General features: G+C 66.4%; 13 protein-coding genes. 6 read left to right on the forward strand and 7 right to left on the reverse strand.

All coding sequences use genetic code 11. The features are described 5' to 3' along the window. Window positions 1–499: 499 nt before the first annotated feature. Window positions 500–1,657, reverse strand: a complete 1,158-nt coding sequence (locus tag DJ73_RS16065; protein WP_094558469.1) for a HAMP domain-containing sensor histidine kinase — start codon at window positions 1,655–1,657, stop codon at window positions 500–502. A gap of 168 nt (window positions 1,658–1,825) precedes the next feature. Between DJ73_RS16065 and DJ73_RS16070 the strand changes: the two genes are divergently transcribed. Further along, entirely contained in the window at window positions 1,826–3,904 is a 2,079-nt protein-coding gene (locus tag DJ73_RS16070) for an ABC transporter ATP-binding protein (protein ID WP_094558470.1), read from the forward strand. Window positions 3,905–3,955: 51 nt separating this feature from the next. Here DJ73_RS16070 and gltB read toward each other — a convergent pair whose 3' ends face one another. From gltB to DJ73_RS16085, 4 genes are all read right to left on the reverse strand, one after another. Then, window positions 3,956–8,620: a glutamate synthase large subunit gene (gene gltB / locus DJ73_RS16075; protein WP_094558471.1), complete on the reverse strand. Its 4,665-nt coding sequence runs from the start codon at window positions 8,618–8,620 to the stop codon at window positions 3,956–3,958. Between the two features lie 286 nt (window positions 8,621–8,906). Beyond that, window positions 8,907–9,074: an HEWD family protein gene (locus DJ73_RS20480; RefSeq protein ID WP_170938259.1), complete on the reverse strand. Its 168-nt coding sequence runs from the start codon at window positions 9,072–9,074 to the stop codon at window positions 8,907–8,909. Between the two features lie 61 nt (window positions 9,075–9,135). Beyond that, window positions 9,136–12,402: a PGF-CTERM sorting domain-containing protein gene (locus DJ73_RS21085; RefSeq protein WP_254921689.1), complete on the reverse strand. Its 3,267-nt coding sequence runs from the start codon at window positions 12,400–12,402 to the stop codon at window positions 9,136–9,138. Between the two features lie 259 nt (window positions 12,403–12,661). Beyond that, window positions 12,662–13,330 carry a DUF6517 family protein gene (locus DJ73_RS16085; protein ID WP_094526610.1) on the reverse strand — a complete coding sequence of 223 codons (669 nt, stop codon included), beginning with the start codon at window positions 13,328–13,330 and terminating at the stop codon, window positions 12,662–12,664. A 198-nt stretch (window positions 13,331–13,528) separates the two neighbouring features. Here DJ73_RS16085 and DJ73_RS16090 point away from each other — a divergent pair, with 198 nt between their 5' ends. Then, window positions 13,529–14,269, forward strand: coding sequence for a hypothetical protein (locus DJ73_RS16090; RefSeq protein WP_094524597.1), 741 nt, complete (start codon window positions 13,529–13,531; stop codon window positions 14,267–14,269). A gap of 202 nt (window positions 14,270–14,471) precedes the next feature. Beyond that, window positions 14,472–14,978: a peroxiredoxin gene (locus tag DJ73_RS16095; protein ID WP_094524561.1), complete on the forward strand. Its 507-nt coding sequence runs from the start codon at window positions 14,472–14,474 to the stop codon at window positions 14,976–14,978. Between the two features lie 79 nt (window positions 14,979–15,057). Here DJ73_RS16095 and DJ73_RS16100 read toward each other — a convergent pair whose 3' ends face one another. Continuing rightward, window positions 15,058–15,633 carry a hypothetical protein gene (locus tag DJ73_RS16100; protein ID WP_094526609.1) on the reverse strand — a complete coding sequence of 192 codons (576 nt, stop codon included), beginning with the start codon at window positions 15,631–15,633 and terminating at the stop codon, window positions 15,058–15,060. A gap of 1 nt (window position 15,634) precedes the next feature. Then, on the reverse strand, window positions 15,635–16,981 hold the full coding sequence (locus tag DJ73_RS16105; protein ID WP_094524559.1) for an alkaline phosphatase family protein: 1,347 nt from the start codon (window positions 16,979–16,981) through the stop codon (window positions 15,635–15,637). A gap of 89 nt (window positions 16,982–17,070) precedes the next feature. Here DJ73_RS16105 and DJ73_RS16110 point away from each other — a divergent pair, with 89 nt between their 5' ends. From DJ73_RS16110 to DJ73_RS16120, 3 genes are all read left to right on the forward strand, one after another. Next, entirely contained in the window at window positions 17,071–17,988 is a 918-nt protein-coding gene (locus DJ73_RS16110) for a PhzF family phenazine biosynthesis protein (RefSeq protein WP_094558473.1), read from the forward strand. 133 nt (window positions 17,989–18,121) lie between these two features. Then, on the forward strand, window positions 18,122–18,316 hold the full coding sequence (locus tag DJ73_RS16115) for a hypothetical protein (RefSeq protein ID WP_094524557.1): 195 nt from the start codon (window positions 18,122–18,124) through the stop codon (window positions 18,314–18,316). Between the two features lie 79 nt (window positions 18,317–18,395). Next, a complete protein-coding gene (locus DJ73_RS16120) occupies window positions 18,396–19,346 on the forward strand; it encodes a calcium/sodium antiporter (RefSeq protein ID WP_094558474.1) in 951 nt (316 codons plus the stop codon). The last annotated feature ends 80 nt before the right edge of the window (window positions 19,347–19,426 follow it).

Below are 19,426 nucleotides of genomic sequence, written 5' to 3' on the forward strand. Positions count from 1 at the left end.
CGCGAGGGACGCGGTGAGCGCTCGCAGAGCGCGAACCGCGAGGCTGGGGAGGTGTGAGGTGCGGTTGCGGTGCGGGCGGGGTGGGACTCAAAGGGGCAGCCGCGAGGACGAAGCACGGCGCAGTAAGCACCGCAGCGAAGGAGCGTCAGCGACTGAGCGAGGAGCGCAACAAGCCGCGCGAGTCGTCGCGGCTGGGGCTTTGGAGGCCTTCACCGTCAAAATTGGATCAGCTACTTAAAAACGAGCGGCTGGGGCTTTGGAGGCCTTCACCGTCAAAATTGGATCAGCTACTTAAAAACGAGCGGCTGGGGCTTTGGAGGCCTTCACCGCGGAAGCGTCGATCACTTATAAAAATCTGACAGCGACACACGATCGGGTTTATAAATGACTTCTCTCACGACGCACTACACTCACTCCCGCAATCGCTCGCTGCCGTGTCCGTATCGACCGCAACCGAGACGGAGCGTCACCCGACGGAGACCACAACTGACCCCCTCGGCTACTCGTCGCCGTCCGTTCCGTCCCCGACGAACTCCATCCCGGTGATCTCGAACCGCGCCCCCCCGGCGGCGCTCTCCGTCACGGCGACCTCCCAGCCGTGCGCCGAGACGACCTGCTGGATGATCGTCAGCCCCAGCCCGGTGCCGGACGCGCCGGTGGTGTAGCCGTCGACGAACACCTCGTCGCGCTCGGCCTCCGGGATCCCCGCGCCGTCGTCCTCGACGTAGATCCCCGACCCGTCCGCGAGGTCGCCGACTCGGATCGCCACGCCGTCGCCGCCGTGCTCGACACTGTTCCGGAACAGGTTCTCGAACACCTGTTGGAGGCGGCTCCAGTCGCCGAGGGCGACCCGGTCGGTGTCGACCGCCAGCGTCGCGTCGCCGGTGGTCACGAACGACCAGGACTCGCGGGCGAGCGCCGCGAGGTCGACCTCCTCGCGCCCCCCGATCGCCTGTCCCTCGCGGGTGAGGAAGAGCAGGTCGTCGATCAGCGACTCCATCCGGTCGACCGCGTCGCGGCACCGCTCGAAGTGCTCCGGATCGCCGGTCTCCTCCGCCAGATCGAGGTAGCCGTCGACGATCCCGAGCGGGTTCCGGACGTCGTGCGAGACGACGCGAGAGAACTCCTCCAGCTGGTCGCGCTGCCGCTGCATGCGTTCGGTCGCCTGCTTCCGGAACAGCTCGTAGCCGACCCACTGGGCCAACAGCTCCACGAACGTCTCCTCGTCCTCGGAGAAGGGACGGTCCCGCGCGTCCGTGTCGGCGAAACAGAAGGTCCCGTACACCTCGCGGTTGACCACGACCTTCGCGCCGATGTACGCCTCCAGCCCGAACTCCTCGTAGGCGGCGTCGCTCTCCCACCCCTCCACGCGGGCGTGCTGGACCGTCAGCGCGCCGTCCATGTCCACGGTCCGCCTGCAGTACGCCTTCGACAGCGGGCAGCTCCGCCCGGCCTGAAGCAGCTCGTGGTCGCCGCGCGCGTCCACGATGACCTGCGTCTCGCCGTCGATCTCGGTGAGGAAGCCGGTCTCCACGTCGAGGTACGCGCGACCGAGATCCAGCAGGTCCGGGAGCTTCTCCTCGAAGGGACGCTCCTGGTCGGCGGTGAGCCGGTACATGCGGCGGAGGGCGTCTCCCTCGGACAGTGCGTCACTCATCGTCGATCACGACCGCGATGTGTTATCCCCGTCTTCTCTCGGCTTAAACCGGACGGTGCCGGCCCGGGCGTTCGAGTTAAACCGGACGGTGCCACCCGGGCGTTCGTCGAATTCGGCCGGACCGACCGAAGCCGTCGGATACATGGGTCTCGCACGGTTGCTATCCCCATGGCTGCCGACGACCGCAACGCCTTCGAAGTGTACCGGGACCGGGTCGACCGTCCGCTCCTCCGGCTGTTCCGGGAGTACGGCGCCGGCGAGGCCCACTGGCTCGTGATCGGGATGGCCGCCAACGTCGTCGCCCGCGTCGCCGGACTGGTCCCGCCGGTCGTGCTCGGCGTCGCCATCGACGCCGTGTTCACGGGCGACGGCCCCTACACCCTCCCGATCGTCCCCGACGCGTGGCTCCCGACCGCGGGGCCGGCGCAGTTCCGCCTCTCGGTCGTCCTCATCGTCGGCTCCTTCCTCGTCACCGGCGTCTTCACGTGGATCTACGGGATCGCCGCGAACAACTTCGCGCACCGCGTGATGCACGCGGTCCGAACCGACTCCTTCGACCGGATGCAGCGGCTCGACATGACCTTCTTCGACGACAAGCAGACGGGCGAGGTGATGAGCGTCCTCAACAACGACGCCTCCAACCTCGAGGTCTTCCTCGACAACGCCCTCCAGAACTCGGCGCGGCTCGGCGTGATGGTCGCCGGCATCGCCGGCGTCCTCTTCTACTACAACTGGGAGCTCGCCTTAATCACCCTCTCGGCGATTCCCCTGATGATCCTCTTCACGCTCTGGTTCATGCGGGCCGTGGAGCCGCGGTACGTCGCCCAGCGCTCCGTGGTCGGCGACCTCAACACCGCTCTGGAGAACGCGCTCTCGGGCGTCGAGCTGGTGAAGACCTCCAACACCGAGCCGTACGAGAGCGAGCGCGTCGAGACGGCCTCCCACCAGTACTTCGAGCGGACGATGTCGATCCTCCGACTCAACTACGTCTACCGCCCCGGGATGGAGCTGTTCGCCGGCCTCGCGTTCGCCGCCACATTCGCGGTCGGCGGCTACTGGCTCTCGGCCGGGCCGCCGGGGCCGTTCACGACGACGCTCACGGTGGGGACGTTCGTCACGTTCGTCCTGCTCACCCAGCAGTTCGTCGCGCCGCTCGCCGAGGTGTCGAACATCATCGACCAGTACGAGAACGCGAAGGCGTCCTGCGAGCGCGTGTTCGGCCTCCGCGACATCCCGATCCGGATCACGGACGACGGCGACGCGGTCGCGCTCGGCGGCGAGAGCGGGAGCGCCCACGGAACCGACGGCGACGGAGGTCCCGGTGACGGCGACGCCCACACCCACGGCGGCGTCGCCGGCGCGGTCGAGTACGACGACGTCTCGTTCGCCTACCCCGAGAACGCGCTTGTCGACCCAGCCGACGCGGAGGAGGAGGTCATCACCGACGTCTCCTTCGCCGCCGATCCGGGCGACACCGTCGCCCTCGTGGGGCCGACCGGCGCCGGGAAGTCGACGCTCCTGAAGCTCCTCTTGCGCCTCTACGACGTCACCGACGGCGCGGTCCGGGTCGACGGGCACGACGTGCGCGACGTCGCCGTCGAGAGCCTGCGCTCCGCGGTCGGCTACGTCGCGCAGGACACCACGCTGTTCGACGGCACCATCGCCGAGAACGTCCGGTACGGGCGGTTCACGGGCGTCGACGACGACGTCGAGAGCGACGCGGTCCGCGAGCGGGTGATCGAGGCCGCCAAGGCCGCCGAGGCCCACGAGTTCATCGACTCGCTCCCGAACGGGTACGACACCCGGATCGGCGAGCAGGGCGTGAAGCTCTCGGGCGGCCAGCGCCAGCGCGCCGCCATCGCTCGGGTCGTCCTGCAGGACCCCGCCATCCTCATCCTCGACGAGGCGACCTCCGCTGTCGACACCGAGACGGAGATGCTGATCCAGCGCTCGCTCGACGAGCTCGCGGCCGACCGAACCACGTTCGTCATCGCGCACCGCCTCTCGACGGTGACCGACGCCGACACGACCCTCGTGTTGGAGGACGGGGAGGTCGTCGAGCGCGGGACCCACGACGACCTGCTGGCGGCCGACGGGCTCTACGCGAAGCTCTGGGGGGTGCAGGCCGGCGAGATCGAGGAGCTGCCGGAGGCGTTCGTCGACCGCGCCCGCGAGCGCCACGTCGACCGCGCGGTCGAGCGGGCGATCGGTCAGGAGGCGGTCGAGAGCGAGACGCTCGACGACTGAACGAAAAAAGCACGGTCGACCGAACCGATCGGGTGAGAGCTGCCGACCGCCTCAGTCGTCGCCTGACGCCTGCTCGGTCGGATCGCTGACGGCGCCCGGGACGGCCTCGGCCGGCTCCGGGGGCTCGTCGCGCACGTCGGCGCCCTTGCCCTCGGCGATGACGTCGGCGTACGCGTCGGGGAAGACGCGGACGAAGTCGTTCAGCGTCGCCGCCCAGTCGTCGAGCAGCTCGGCCGCGCGGTCGCTGCCGGTGTACGCGCGGTGGTTCTCCACGAGCCGGCGCAGCATGCGCTCGTCCGAGTCGTCGAGCGTCGCCGAGACGGAGACCATCCCGCGGTTCACGCGCTCGTCGAACCGGTCGTCGGGGTCGTGCACGTAGGCGACGCCGCCGGACATCCCGGCCGCGAAATTCCGGCCCGTGTCGCCGAGCACGGCGACGACGCCGCCGGTCATGTACTCGCAGCCGTGGTCGCCGACGCCCTCGACGACCGCCCGTACGCCGGAGTTGCGGACGCCGAACCGCTCGCCGGCGACGCCGTTGACGTACACCTCGCCGTCCGTGGCGCCGTAGAGGCCGACGTTGCCGGCGACGACGTTCTCGGCCGGGTCGTAGCCGGCCTCCTCGGGGGTGTTGACCACGATCCGACCGCCCGAGAGCCCCTTTCCGAGGTAGTCGTTGGCGGCGCCGGTCAGCTCGAGGGTGACGCCGGACGCGAGGAACGCGCCGAAGCTCTGGCCGGCGTAGCCGTCGAACCGGCAGCTGATGGTGTCGTCCGGGAGCCCGTCGCCGCCGTGTTCGCTGACGACGCGGTTCGAGAGCGTCGCGCCGACCGCGCGGTCGACGTTCTCCACGTCGCGGGTGAGCGCGACGGGCGCACCGTCCTCGATAGCCGGGGCCGCCTCGTCGATGAGGTCCCAGTCGAGCAGCGCCTCGATGTCGGCGTCGTCCTGCTCGCGCGTCTTGGTCCGGGCGTCGCCCGCGGGCTCGGCGATCACCGACGACAGGTCGAGGTGCTTCGCCTTCTCGTGGTCCGTCTCGCGCTGCGAGAGCAGCTCGGGGCGCCCGATGAACTCCTCGACCTCGGTGTAGCCGAGCTCCGCCATGAGTTCGCGGAGCTCCTGGGCGATGAACGTCATGTAGTTGATGACGTGGTCCGGCTGGCCGGGGAAGCGCTGGCGGAGGTCCTCCCGCTGGGTCGCGACGCCGACCGGACAGGTGTTCTCGTGGCACTGCCGGGCCATCACGCAGCCGGACGTGACGAGCGACGCCGTGCCGAACACGTACTCCTCCGCGCCCAGCGCGGCCGCGACCGCGACGTCGCGGCCGGTCTTGAGCCCGCCGTCCGCGGTGACGCGGATGCGGTCGCGCAGGCCGGTCGCGCGGAGCATCTGGTTCGTCTCGGCGAGCCCGAGCTCCCACGGGAGCCCCGCGTTCTTGATGGAGGTCTTCGGAGACGCGCCCGTCCCGCCGGAGTGCCCGGAGACGTGGACGACGTCCGCGTTCGCCTTCGCGACGCCCGCCGCGATGGTGCCGATGCCGGCCTCAGACACCAGCTTCACGTTGACGTCGGCGTCGGGGCTCGCGGCCTTCAAGTCGAAGATGAGCTGCTTGAGGTCCTCGATCGAGTAGATGTCGTGTTGCGGCGGCGGCGAGATGAGCCCGACGCCCGGCGTCGAACACCGGACGTGCGCGATCATCTCGTTGACCTTCTCGCCGGGGAGGTGGCCGCCCTCGCCGGGCTTGGACCCCTGCGCCATCTTGATCTGCAGCTCGTCCGCGCTCGCGAGGTAGTCGGCGGTGACGCCGAACCGGCCGGAGGCGACCTGCTTGACCGAACACGCCTTCTCGGTGCCGAACCGCTCCGGCGGCTCGCCGCCCTCGCCGGTGTTCGACTTCGCACCGATCCGGTTCATCGCGATCGCGTTGTTCTCGTGGGCCTCCGGCGAGATGCTCCCGAGGCTCATCGCGGCCGTCGAGAAGCGCTCGACGACCGACTCGACCGGCTCGACCTCGTCGACCGGCACCGGGTCGCGGTCCGACTCGAACTCGAGGAGTCCGCGAAGCGTCTGCAGCGCTTCGGACTGGTCGTTCACCAGCTCCGCGAACTCCTGATACTGCTCGTAGTCGCCGCCCCGGACCGCCTGCTGGAGCGTCCCGACCGTCTGCGGGTTCCAGCCGTGTTTGATCCCCGACGAGCGGTGCTCGTACTCGCCGGTGGTCTCCAGTTCGGGGTCGGCGCCGAACGCCATCGCGTGGCGCGTCCGGAGGTCGTCTTCGATCTCCCCGATCCCGATCCCCTCGGTGCGGATCTCGGTCCCCTCGAAGTACTCGCCGACGAACTCGGAGCTGAGTCCGACCGCCTCGAAGATCTGGGCGCCCTGGTACGACTCCATCGTCGAGATGCCCATCTTCGCCATCGTCTTGAGCAGCCCGTCCTCCAGAGCGCCCCGGTACGCCGCGAGCGCCTCCGCCTCGTCGGCCCCGTCGGGCCCCGCGACGACGTCGGAGATGGAGTCGTACGCGAGGTACGGGTCGACCGCGTCGGCGCCGTAGCCGACGAGCGTCGCGACGTGGTGTACCTCGTGCGGCTCGCCCGACTCGACGACGATGCCGGCGCGGTTCCGCAGCCCGTTCCGAACGAGGTGGTGGTGGGCCGCGCCGGTTGCCAGCAGGCTCGGGACGGCGAGCCGGTCGGGGCCGACCGCGCGGTCCGAGAGGACGACCACGTCGGTGCCGTCTCTGATCGCGGCCGCGACCTCGTTGCGGATCTCCGTCACGGCGTCGACGAGCGACGCCTCCCGATCGTACGTGATATCGACCGTCGCCGAGGAGAACGCCGGGCCCTCGCCGTCGACGGGCTCGCCGTCCAACGCCTTCAGCGCGGCCGTGTCGGCGTCGGTGAGTATCGCCGACTCCGAGACGATCTGCTCGGCGTGCTCGGGGGTCTCGTCGAGCAGGTTCCGCTGGTTCCCGATCCGGGTCTCCAGCGAGGTGACGAGCTCCTCGCGGATGTAGTCAATCGGCGGGTTCGACACCTGCGCGAACAGCTGCTTGAAATAGGTGAACAGGGGGCGGTCGACGTCGGCGAGCACCGACAGCGGCGTGTCGTCGCCCATCGACCCGACCGGATCCTTCCCGTCTTTCGCCATCGGCTCGACGAGGTGGTTCAGCGAGTCGGTGGTGTAGCCGAACGCGGCCTGGTGGGACCGGACGGTCATCTCGTCGTCGCTCTCGGCGTCGACTCCGCGTCCCTCGTCGCTCTCGACGTTGTCTCCGCTACCGACCTCGGCCGTGACCTCGTTGAGGCCGATCTGACGCTCGTCGACCCACTCGCCGTACTTCTCGTCGGTGAGCTCGTCGAACACCTCGTCGTCCGGGACGATCCGCCCCTCCTCGGGGTCGGCGACGAAGATTTCGCCGGGCTGGAGCCGCCCGCGGCGCCGGACGTCGGCGGGGTCGGTCGGCAGCGCGCCGACCTCGCTCCCGACGACGAGCCGGTTGTCGTCGGTCACCTCGTACCGGCACGGGCGGAGCCCGTTGCGGTCGAGGACGCCGGCCACGCGGTCGCCGTCGAAGCCGATGACGAGGGCGGGGCCGTCCCACGGCTCGACGAGCGAGGCGTGGTAGTCGTAGAAGTCGGTGCGGGCCGCGTCCATCAGGTCGTCGTCGCGGAAGGCCTCCGGGATCAGCATCCGGAGGGTGTGCGGGAGGTCCCGGCCGGCCTGCAGGAGGAGTTCGACCGCGTTGTCGACGCTCGCGGTGTCGGACTGGTTCGGGTCGTCGATCACCGGCTTGATCGTGTCGAGCTCGGCGCCGAACGCCGGGTGGTCGAGGTCGTTCTCGCGGGCGCGCATCCAGTTTACGTTCCCGCGGATCGTGTTGAACTCGCCGTTGTGGACGATGTTACGGTACGGGTGCGCGAGGTGCCACGCCCCGAGCGTGTTCGTCGAGAACCGCGCGTGGACCAAGGCGACGTGGCTGGCGAAGCGCTCGTCGGTCAGGTCCGGGTAGTAGCCGGCGAGCTGCGAGCCCTTCAGCAGGCCCTTGTAGACGACGCGCTGGCGGTCGAGCGAGCAGACGTAGAACCGGCCGGCGCCGTCGACGTCGGCGACCGCGTTCTCGATCTCGCGTCGGGCGGCGTAGAGCGCGCGGTCGAAGCCGAGGAGCTCCGGGTCGACGTCGTCGGGGCGGGTCTCCTCGCTGGTGAACCGCTCGGCGAGGCCGGCCCCCTCGACGGGCGCGGCGAACAGCTGGGCGATCTCCGGCTCGGAGTCGAGCGCGGTCGCGCCGAGGTCCGCGTTGTCCGTCGGCACGGAGCGCCACGCGAGCACTTCCAGCCCGTAGACGGAGAACACCTCGGCGATGACGTCGTGGATCTCGGCTTGGACGCTCCCCTCGGTCGGCATGAAGACGGAGCCGACCGCGTACTCGTCGGGCAGGTCGGCGTCGACGACGTCGCGGAAGAAGCCGTCCGGGCGCGCGACCATGATGCCGGCCCCGTCGCCGGTGTTCTCCTCTGCGCCCGTGGTCCCGCGGTGCTCGAGGTTCTCCAGCAACCGGACCGCGTCGGTCACGGTCTCGTGGTTCGGGTCTCCGTCCAGGTCGACGATCCCGCCGATCCCGCAGTTCGACCGTTCGTCTGATACGTCCGCAAGCCCCCCACCGTGGCCCGAGGGTTCCGACTCCCCCCGGGTGTCACTACGTGGCTCGGTCATGTACACCACTCACAGATTATCACTTAAAGGTATAACCCTGATACGGGTAGGATCCATCGTACACACATTAGGGAATATAAGGTAATTATTCATCAGGGGTGAATAACACTCGATACGATCACGGTTCGATCACTTATATCCGAACTGAGGGGAGAAACTCCGTTCGAGTCGACGCTGACCGCGCCGAGACCGAGTTAGTTTCCGGAGATCGATCCGCTATCGTCAATCGGCGACGGTGCGGCATCGCCGGCCGTGACCGGATCGGTCGTCGACTCAAAACGCGTGGTCACTCGCGAAGCGGTGTGAACGTCCCGTTGATGTCCCACTCGTGGATGCAGTAGACCTCGCCCGGTTCGTCGGCGATCTGCCAGCCGGTGGCCTCATCGTCCCACCGCTCCCGGCGACCGCACAGCTCGCACTCGCGTTCCTGCGGCGGGGTGATGGTCACGCTCATACCCGACGGGAGGAGGCGATCCAGCAAAAGGATACCGCCGCGAGGGCGTCGCGGCGTCGCCTCACGGCTCCCGACCCCGTCGGCGCGCGGCGAGCCGCCCGGCGAGCAGGAACGCGACCACGGTGACGAGCGGACCGAACCCGGGGACGTCGTCGGCGGTCGTCCGGATCGGCGCGTCGTCGTAGGTCGGGGTCTGGGGTTCCGCGTCCGCCGCGTCCGATTTCGCCGTCGAATCTGAGCCCCCGCGCGATCGCGAGTCGCCCGCATTCGTCCCCGCGGCCTCGTCGGTACCGGATACCCCGTCGGTACCGGCGGCCTCGTCGCTCCCCGCGTCCGCACCGGTCGTGCCGGCGCCACCGCGGTCCGCGCCCGTTTCGGAGCGCGCGATTTCACCTCCCGACGGGGCGGCGCCCGTATCGACGGGCACCGACGTACGCGAGACGGACGCGGGCGATCCGGTATGATTCTCGCGCGCGATCGGCCGGACGTCGGCGAGCGGACGGACGCCGAACTGGCCCCCGCTCACTCGGAGATCGGGCCGCGGCCCGGTACCGGTCGCGTCCCCCGGCGCCTCCGCCTTGCCGCCGCTCGGTTGGGAGCCCGTCTCGGGTGGCGACCCGGTCGGCCCGCCGCCGGTAGTTCCGCCTCCGCCTGTCGATGGGCCCCCGCCGGACGTGCCGCCGCCGGTCGGTTCGCCGACCGGTCCTCCGCCCTCCGGCCCGCCCGCGCTACCACCGCCCACGCTACCACCGCCTCCGAGCGAGTCGCCACCCTCTGAGTCGCCGTCCGCCTCGTCCGGCGGCGGTACCTCGAACGTCAGCGTCGTCGACGCGCTGTGATCGCTCGCCGAGTCCGACGCGGCTTCGCGCAGTCGTTCGTCGGTCACCCGGAACTCCGCGGTGAAGTCCTCCCCGCCCGCGGGCGTCTCGTCGGTCGCGAGGGCGTCGTCGCCCTCTGCGATGAGGTAGAGTCCCTCGTCGTCGATGTGAACGGAGGAGTTCTTCGGAGCCGCTCCCACCGCGCCGGTTCGGTCGTCACCCGTCGCCGCCGAGAGCGTCGACGCGTTCGACCGCACGCCGAACGCGAGTCCGTCGAGCCGGGCCAGGTCGGCGCCCGACTCCGTGGTCGCGTTCCGCGCGGCCGGCAACCCGGTCAGTCCCGTGGCGTTGACGGCGTACACCACGGTGTCGTCTGCGGTGACGGTCGACGTCGGCGAGAGCGTTCCGTCCTCGATCGCTCGGCGCACCGCGCCGGCCGTCCCGAGAGCGTCCCGATCGAGGGTGGTCGTCGCGTAGGCGTTCAGCCCGCTCGTCGACCGATTCCCGACCGTGACAGTCGCCTCGTCGCTCGTCTCGGCGAGCCCCTGTGCGGAACGGACCTCGATCCGGTACTCTCCCGGCGGGAGCGTCCCGTTCGACACTGATGTGTCGACCGATTCGACGGTCGCCCCCGGTCCCGCGGTGACGAGGCTGTCCGTCAGTGATTCGTTACCGAGCGCGTACGTGTTGAGACCGACCGAAGTGCGTCCGGACGACGGTGTGGAGAGATTAGCAGTTGCGAGTGTTACCCTGCTAGATTTATTTATTAGTTCTAATCTAGATCTGTTATAGCTGGAATTAAGTTCTAAAACGTGTTTTGTGCCCACATCACTTCCATTTTGATCCGAATCAAAAATGAGATCTGAATCTCTGTTTTTCAAAATATCCACTGATCGTCTGATGGTATCTCCAGACCGTATATCTCTGAACTCTATGAAGTATTCTCCCCATTCGTTTATCATAATCGATTGGTTCTCTGTTTTATGTTGTTTTATTTCAACTACTTTTTCAGATATTGATGTATTGTTTTCGTTTTGAACTCTAACCATGATCTGCCGATCTAAAGCGGATGATTCAAAATTGATCAGTATTCCTGTCGACTTGTTGGCTGTTGGTATTTTAGGAGACAGTGTTGCTTCTGTTATATTAATCCGACTAGCGTTGGTTTCTGATTCAGATTCTATCTTGTATTCTCCTGTAGGAATGTCTGAAGTGTGTATAATCTTATTGTGATTATTATCTTCTATCTCACTGGGATTAATCGATCTATTTTCTGAAAAGATTTGAATGGTTTCGGACTCATTTGATGTAACTGCTACTTTTGTTCCTTGTGAGACCGTTGTGTTTGTTCTACTTGAGATGAAATCTCCTGCCCGGTTTATTTCAGAAACACCTTGAGAAAATTCTTCTCCCCCATATTCTGATACTAGTCCATCAACGGTAACATTCTGTATATAATTTTGAGTATTACTTGTAGAATTAAGAGAAATATACAAATCCTCATCAAGGACAGTCACATTATTTGATTTATTTTGAACTGGAACCCTATGTGTAGTTCCGTCAAAATAATTGACGTATATATCGCCCCGGTCGTGTCTTATATTCGTATTGAACTTGAAATAGATCGATTCAGAATACTGTCTGTCTAAGCGATCATTCTCCGGATAGTATATGGGTTCTTGTAGTAATTCTGTTGTGATGGGTGCTTCAATAGTTGCATGGTCTACTGCGTAGATCACTTCGGTAGAATTTGTTGACTCAGGCTGAACTGTAACTGCGATTTCTTTTTCACCTTTGATAGAATTATTATCAATTGAGATAGATTCTCGTCCGCCTTGGAAAGTTGCAATCCTCTTAGAAAGATCTCCTTCTGATGATTTTTCCCAGACTACTATTTGGTCAGTTGAGTTGTTGACTAAACTAAGGTTATCAAAGCTAATCATACTTGAACTATCATTATAATTTTTTGTATTTATAGAAACGTTCGCAGATGTCTGGACAGAAAATGTAGAATGATCTGACTCACCGGCTTGTGTTGTAATATACTCAAATTCCTTATTTATCTCTTGACCTTTTTTATTGAACTTGCTCATATTAGTTGTGTCTATATTCTCTATTTCAACATCAAATGAGGTCGTGCTATTCAAAGCAGAGGAATTTATAACAAGTGTTGCGTCTGTCGTATTTGGATTCTTGATAAAGACTTCCGAATCTCTTGCCGTTTGTCCGTTCTTTATCCTATATGATGTGCGGTCATCATCAAACTTAGCACCTGAGTCAACAACACTTCCCACTCGTATCTTGACTGGATCGTCCTCACTATATACCTTGATCCCCCTAATTGTCTGGTTCTCATCATTACCTACTGAAATATTGTCTATTTTATCAACATTCCAAAGAAAACCAGTTACTGGTATTGAACCAGTCACTATCGCGAAAACTGAAATAACAACAATACAGATGGCAAGAATGATCTCCGGCCGGCGTTGGGTTGAGTTTACTCGATCCATCGTGACGAACCACAATCGACAGAGCCGCGGCTAGGAGGGCGCCCGAGCCGTGGGAATCGACGAGCTCGCAACGCTGCCGTCGGCTGGCCTTTGTGGAACACGCTCACTCGGTTGATTGTTTATTAAAGGATTAACGGACACAGAAGTTTCTCATCGCGGAAATGACGGTGAGTGAACCGGCCTGCGTCTGGCTATCCGAGCGGCCGCTCTGCGTCGCTAGAGCGCTCGAAAAGACGGGACTGGCGCGCTGGCGGTCGGGCTAGTGTTCGACCTGTTCCATCAGCGAGAGGAGGGTGTCCCGGGCGTCGACCGCGGTCGGGTGAACGCCGACGAGCGCGACCACGTCCCCGTCGTGTTGGACGGTCGCGACGTAGAGGAACGCCGGGACGTCCTCGGTACTCCCGCTCTGGTTGTTCCCGGTCTCGACCGCCGCGTTTATCGTGGTTTCGAGGACCGACACCTCGGTCTCCTGTCCGAGGACGGTCCGCGTCTCGGAGCCGCGGTTCTCGATGTCCTCGGCCTCCACGTCGGTGCCCTCGCCGCCGATTCCGCGCTGGTCGGCCTGTTCTAACAGCCGGCGGATCAGCTCCGCGTCGTCCGCGCTGACGAGAGGATTGACCGACTGGCCACCGACCGCCGCGTCCGGCGTACTCGCCACGAACAGCGCCGACCCGTTCTCTTGGTTCTCGTACCCGGCGACCCAGGTCGTCGCCGACACCTGGGCGTTCACGCCGGCCACGTCGAACTCCTGCTCGATGGTGAACGACTCCGGCTCCTCGCCTTCGTATCCCGCATCCGAGGCCGCTTCCGACGGGACCCGAGCCGGGTCCGCGTCGTACTCGTAGCTCCCGTCCTCGCCCCCGGCGCAGCCGGCGACGGCGACGGACGTCGATGCGGCAATCGCCGCGAGCAGTCCACGTCTGTGCATGAGCAGTGTTAGGCCCGCTGTAACGCTTAAGCGTATCGGCGTGAGGTTTCCTGTCTGATAATCGACGGCGCAGGTTTGGTGTCAGGCCAACGAACCAAGAACCCGCGTTTGGTGTCAGCCCCGCGAACGAAGGCACAAAGTTCACGGTGTGGCGTGCGCGAGGTGAGCCAAATGGAACGCCGAGGACAGACAGGGCTGGTGGAAGCGCTCCTCCTTGACGTGGTTCGACTCCACGAGACGTGGATGGAGGTCGTCTTCCCGAGACAGCTCGATCCGAGCGCGGTGCTGGGGAAGTGGAAACCGGAGACCGCCGTCCAGACGGTCGGCTATTACCTCTGGGCGATACTCGGCGGACCGCTCGTCGCGGTCGCGTACCCGCTCCTGCTCGTCGGATTCGCCACGCGGTTCTACGCCGCGAAACTCGACTCGGCGGTGGCCCGCTTCGGCGTGCTCGGCGCCGTCCTCGTCGCGACGCTGGTCTGGGGGTCGCTCACACTCCTCGCGCACTTTCAACTACCGACCGAGGTGATGCTCGGGATCGGCGGCGCCAGCGTCGTCGCGGTCGTCTCCGCGGGCGCGGCCGCCGGGTTCTCGAAGGTCGGCGGACGGTTCGTCAGCGTCCTCCTCGCGTACCCGTTCGCGATGACGGCCATCTTCCTCCCGCCGGTGGTCGCCGGGCTCCTCACGCCCTCTATCTCGAACTTGGTGCTCGATCCGAGCTACGACCTCGCGGTCTGGATCCTCGACACGTTCCTCGCCGTCGGCGGGATCAACGAGACGCTCCGCGGCGCCTTCGACTTGGAGACGTTCGGCGACCAGTGGGGCGTCGCCGGCCTGGGCTACGTCCTGATGTGGCTGGGCATCTCCGTCCCGCTCGGGTGGTTCCTCGGCGTGCTCGTCTCGCTCGCGAACCTGATCCGGCCGCAGTCCGACGCCTGAATCCCGCACTGGTCGACACCCGTCGCGGTCGAAGCGCCCACTTGTCCGCTCGAAGGCGCCTCAGGCGTGCTTTTCCTTGCTCCCGCCGCCCGAGATCGGCTCCGGAATCGGACCGGCGTCGACACCGGCCGCCGCCGGTCCCCCGCGAGGTGGGCACGCGTGGCGACCGTGCGGTGCCGCTACCAGTCCACGCCAGAGTAAAATGGGTGACCGTTCAATCGCAGGCGTGTCACTCGAACGCTCTCAGGCACCCGATTTCACGCTCGAATCCACGGCCGGCGAGAAAGTAACTCTTTCTGATACTTTGGAGGACGGTCCGAGTGTCGTGCTGATCAACCGCGGGCACTGGTGTAGTTTCTGTGCGGAACAGCTCCAGACCTTCAGCGAGGTCTCCTACGACCTCTGGTTCAACGACGGCGTGGACATCCTCCCTGTCGTGACCGATTCGATCGGGCCGCTCACAGAGATGCGCGACCGGTACGATCTCGACGTTCAGTTGCTTAGCGACCCCGGCGGCGAGGTCGCGTCGCAGTACAGCGGGACCGAAGAGACCGGCAGGGGGACCACGGGAATCGCCGCGACGTACGTGATCGACGGCGACGGTAACGTCCGGTACGAACAGGTCGCCGACCACCCGGGCGATCGGACTTACGGTAACTTCGTGCGCTACTTCATCCGTGGGGACTTCGCCGATCCGTTCGACGGGTAACTGCTACATCGGTCCTTTCGACCGGTGGACGATGCGATCACGCTCTCGCTTCGGAACCGGAAGCGCTTGTTCACGCCGATCAGGTCTCGTCGTCGGCGTCGGGGTCGAACCGTTCGGCGGCGGTCCCGAACGAGAGTTCCTCCTGTTGACGACCGTTGCGGCTCTCTCGCTCCGCGATCGCCTCGGGATCCGGACTCGCGTCGTCGTCGATCCGCGCGAACGACTTGTGGACCTTCGTGTGGCACCAGCGACACAGCGCGACCGTTATCTCGTGGGGGCCGGCCTCGCCCTCCTCGTCGCCGTCGGCGTTCCCGTTACCCGCCTCGCCGCCGCCCGCGCTCCCGTACGAGAGGTGGTGTTCCTCAACCAGCGGTCGCTCGTCGTCGTGGGCGATACGCACCTCTTCGAGCCCGCAGCGGTGACACTCGCGACCGTCGGTCGTCGAGCGGTAGTGGGGACATCGGCGCCAGGCGCCGTCGGGACCGACGTGGCAGGCGTAGCCGTCTGCGCGGCGGGCCGCGGCGAACGCCGGGTCGTCGCCGGCGCGCGTCAGCGCGAACCGACAGCGACCGTCGTCGGTCAGGTGGTCGCAGACGCCGGCGACCGCGTACGGGTCGTCGACGCCGACCGGGGTCCCGTCCGGCGTCCGTTCCATCTCAGATCAGGCTCGCGCCGTCGAGGTCGGTCCGTCCGTAGTCGACGTCGAGCAGCCGCAGGAGGGTCGGCGCGACGTCGAGGAGGTCCGCGTCCTCGATGTTCGAGTCCGGGTGGTCGATGAACAGGGCGGCGTCCTCGAACGTGTGCATCCCCGTCCGCGGGCCGTCCGGGTCGAACACCTCGTCGTGGGAGCGGAAGCCGGACTTGAGGTCGAACCCCTCGTTCGGGATGACGACGAGGTCCGGGGCGATCTCGTCGTGGTCGCCGCGGAAGACGGTCTCGCGCTCGACGACGCGCTTCGCGACCGGCTTCCCGTCGGGACCCTCCCACGCCTTGAGAGCATCCTGTAGCTCGGCGCGCACGGACTCGTACTCCGACTCGGGCACGACTCCTTCCGGTTCGCGCCCCTCCAAGTTGAGGTAGAACCGACCGGGAACGAGCGAGTAGGCGCGGGTGTCCTCGTCGATGTCGGTCAACGCGCCGTGGTCGTCGTCGCCGTACGAGAGCCAGCCCTCTCGCTCCAGCCACTCGTTGCAGTAGACGTCGTAGCGGAGCCGCGCGAACCCGTGGGTCGAGCCCACGACGAGGCGGACGTCGTCGGGGATCGCCTTCCGGATCGCGCCGATGTGCTCGTCGAGCGCGGCGTAGAACTCCAGGAGCTCCTCGCGGTACGCCCCGTCCTCCGCGTAATCGCCCCACAGGAAGTGGTTGATCCGGTCCGGCGCCGTGAACACGCCGACGAACAGGTCCCAGTCGTCGCGCTCGACGTACCGGGAGAAAGCGGCGGCGCGGGCGTCGAGCGTCTCCCGCGCGTGCTCGACGAACTCCGATTTGTCCGCCTTGTGCCCCAGCTTCGCGTTCACCGACAGCCGGTAGTCGCTCTCGGTGAGGTACTCCCGGAGCTCGTCGGGGTGGGCGGCCTTGTCCACGTCGGGCGAGAGGTAGCCCGACACCATCCGCTGAACCGTCCGCTGGGGCGGGAACGTGACGGGGACGTTCATCACCGTCGCGTCGAGTCCGGCGTCGGTGGCGCGGTCCCACACGCGGGTCGACTGGACGTCCCGGCCCATCGGCACGTAGGTGTCGTAGGACCCGATCTCTCGGTCCTGAAACCCGAACACGCCGGTTTCGCCGGGGTTCTGGCCGCTGGTCAGGACGGGCCAGCACGCGCTCGACTCCGGCGGCACGGCGCTGTCGATCGCTCCGCCGTCGCCGTCGTCGGCGATCGCCGACAGCGTCGGGAACGTGTCCGGGTTGTCGGCGACGAGACCGTACGGGAGACCGTCGATCCCGATGAACGCCACGCGCGGGGTGTCGTTCCCGCGTAACCGGTCGAAGAGGCCCATAGGGGTACATCCGGCGTGGAGGGCAAAAGGGTTGACATCGCCCCCAGTCGGCTCGGGACCCTTTTGAGGCCCCCCCACGAGGGTGACGCATGGAGACGCGACGCGCGCTGCTCGTCGACGCGTTCACGGACGAACCGCTTGCCGGGAACGTCGCCGGCGTCCTCCCGGACGCCGCGGGACTGAGCGACGATCGGATGGGGCGAGTCGCCGCCGAGCTCGGCGCCTCCGAGACCGCGTTCCGCTTCGAGGCGGGCGACGGCGCCGACGAGCGGCTCCGCTACTTCACCCCCTCCACGGAGGTCGATCTCTGCGGCCACGCCACGATCGCGAGCTACGCCGCGCTGTACGCCGCGGGGGAGATCGACGCCGGCGAGCGAACGCTCCGGACGAACGTCGGCGACCTCTCTATCCGCGTCGACGACGACGGCACCGTCTGGATGCGGCAGAACTCGCCGACTGTCGAGGCGGTGGACGAGACGGAACTCGACGCCGACCGGCTCGGCGACGCGCTCGGGATCGACCCCGCGGCCCTCCGGGACGTGGGGGCCGACCTCCCCGTCGCCGTCGCCTCGACCGGGCTCCCGTGGCTCGTCGTCCCCGTCAACTTCCTCGAACGCCTCGGGGAGGCGGAGCCCGACGCGGCCGCCGTCGAGGACATCTCGAACGCCCACGACGCCGCCGGGATCTACGCGTTCACGTTCGACGCGATCGACGCGGCGTCGACCCTCCACGGCCGGGCGTTCGCGCCCGCCGTCGGCGTCGCCGAGGACCCCGTGACGGGCACGGCCAGCGGCGCGGTCGGGGCGTACCTCCGGTCCGTCGACGCGTTCGACGGCGACTTCCCCGATGAGATCCGGTTCGAGCAGGGGCACTTCGTCGACCGCCCCGGGCACGTCAGGGTGCGAGTCGAGGGCGACGAGGTCCGGGTCGGCGGCCGCGCGGTCGTCTCGACCGAGGGGGAGCTGACGCTGCCGGCGGAACGCGAGGACGATATCATCGAGGCGTGAGCCGCGAGGGGGCGCCGTTCCGGGAAACGGGTCCGGGAATCCGTTTCGGGGGCGTCGGACGGAGCGATCGGCCCGGCGACGCCGGGCCGACCGGGAGCCGAACCCTTAGGTTCGCGCGAACCGTACCGCGGGCATGGAGTTCGACCTGCCCCGCGCGGCCGGTATCGTCGTGTTGATCGTCGCCCTCGGCACCGCCGGCGTCGCCGTCGGGACGCCGATGGGGTTCCAGACGACGCTGATGATGGTTCTCCCGTCGATGCTCGTCTTCGGCGCCATCGCGTTCGTCGTCGGAATGAAACACGGCGAGTTCCGCGCGACGCGGGCCTGAGCCGGCGGACCGATCCGAGTCCGGGCCCGGCCGCCCCGAACCACGGCGCTTTTTAAAACGCGACCGACTACCGAGAGCCGTGTTGCTCGGGTCGCCGCTCACGGAACTGCTGCTCCTCGTCGGGGGCGCCGCCCTCCTGTACGCTGGCGCCGAACTCCTCGTCAAGGGCGCCAGCGACCTGGCGCTCGCCGTCGGCCTGAAGGCGTCGACGGTCGGGGTCACCGTCATCGCGTTCGCGACGACCGCCCCCGAGCTGTTCGTCTCCCTCCTCGGCGCCGTCACCGTGTCGACGGACGTGGGGCTCGGGACGATCCTCGGGTCGAACATCGCGAACATCGGGCTCGTGTTGGGGGTCTCCGCGCTGATCCGGCCCCTCAACGTCTCCGAGACGGTGTTCGAGCGCCACGTTCCCTTCATGCTGCTCGCCGCGCTGCTGCTCGTGGGGCTCGGCTGGAACGGGCGCATCGGCCGACCGGGCGGACTCCTCCTGCTCGGGACGCTCGTGGCGTTCACCGTCGTGGTCATGCGCCGGATCCGGCAGACCCAGTCCGGCATCTCCACCGCGGAGCGCGCGGAGATGCCGGACGCCAGCCTCCGCGACGTCACCGCTGTGGTCGGCGGGATCGCCGCGCTGGTGCTCGGGTCGCGGTGGCTGATCGACGGCGGGGAGTCGCTGCTCTCCGCGGCCGGCTTCTCCGACATCTTCATCGGGCTCACGGTGCTCGCGCTGGGTACCTCGCTCCCCGAGCTGGCGGCGAGCGTCGTCGCCGCCGTGCGCGGCGAGGCGGAGTTCAGCGTCGGCAACATCGTCGGATCGAACATCTACAACGTCCTCGCAGTCATCGGGATCATCGCGGTCATTCAGCCGATCGGCGTGAGCCCCGGCGTCCGCGGCTTCGAGTTCCCCGCGCTGCTCGCGTTCACCGTCGGGCTCGTCGGGATCATGTATCGCGGCGATCGGATCACCCGGGTCGACGGCGCGGTCCTCGTCGCCGGCTACGGCGTGTTCGCGTACCTGCTGTTCCCGTGAACACGGTGGGAACCCCACCGGACCGGTGGCGGAGGAGCGGCGCTATCTATAAGTAGAAGAGATATCACATCCCCCGCATC

The sequence above is a fragment of the Halorubrum sp. Ea1 genome (genome assembly GCF_002252965.1).
Classification (GTDB): Archaea; Halobacteriota; Halobacteria; order Halobacteriales; family Haloferacaceae; genus Halorubrum.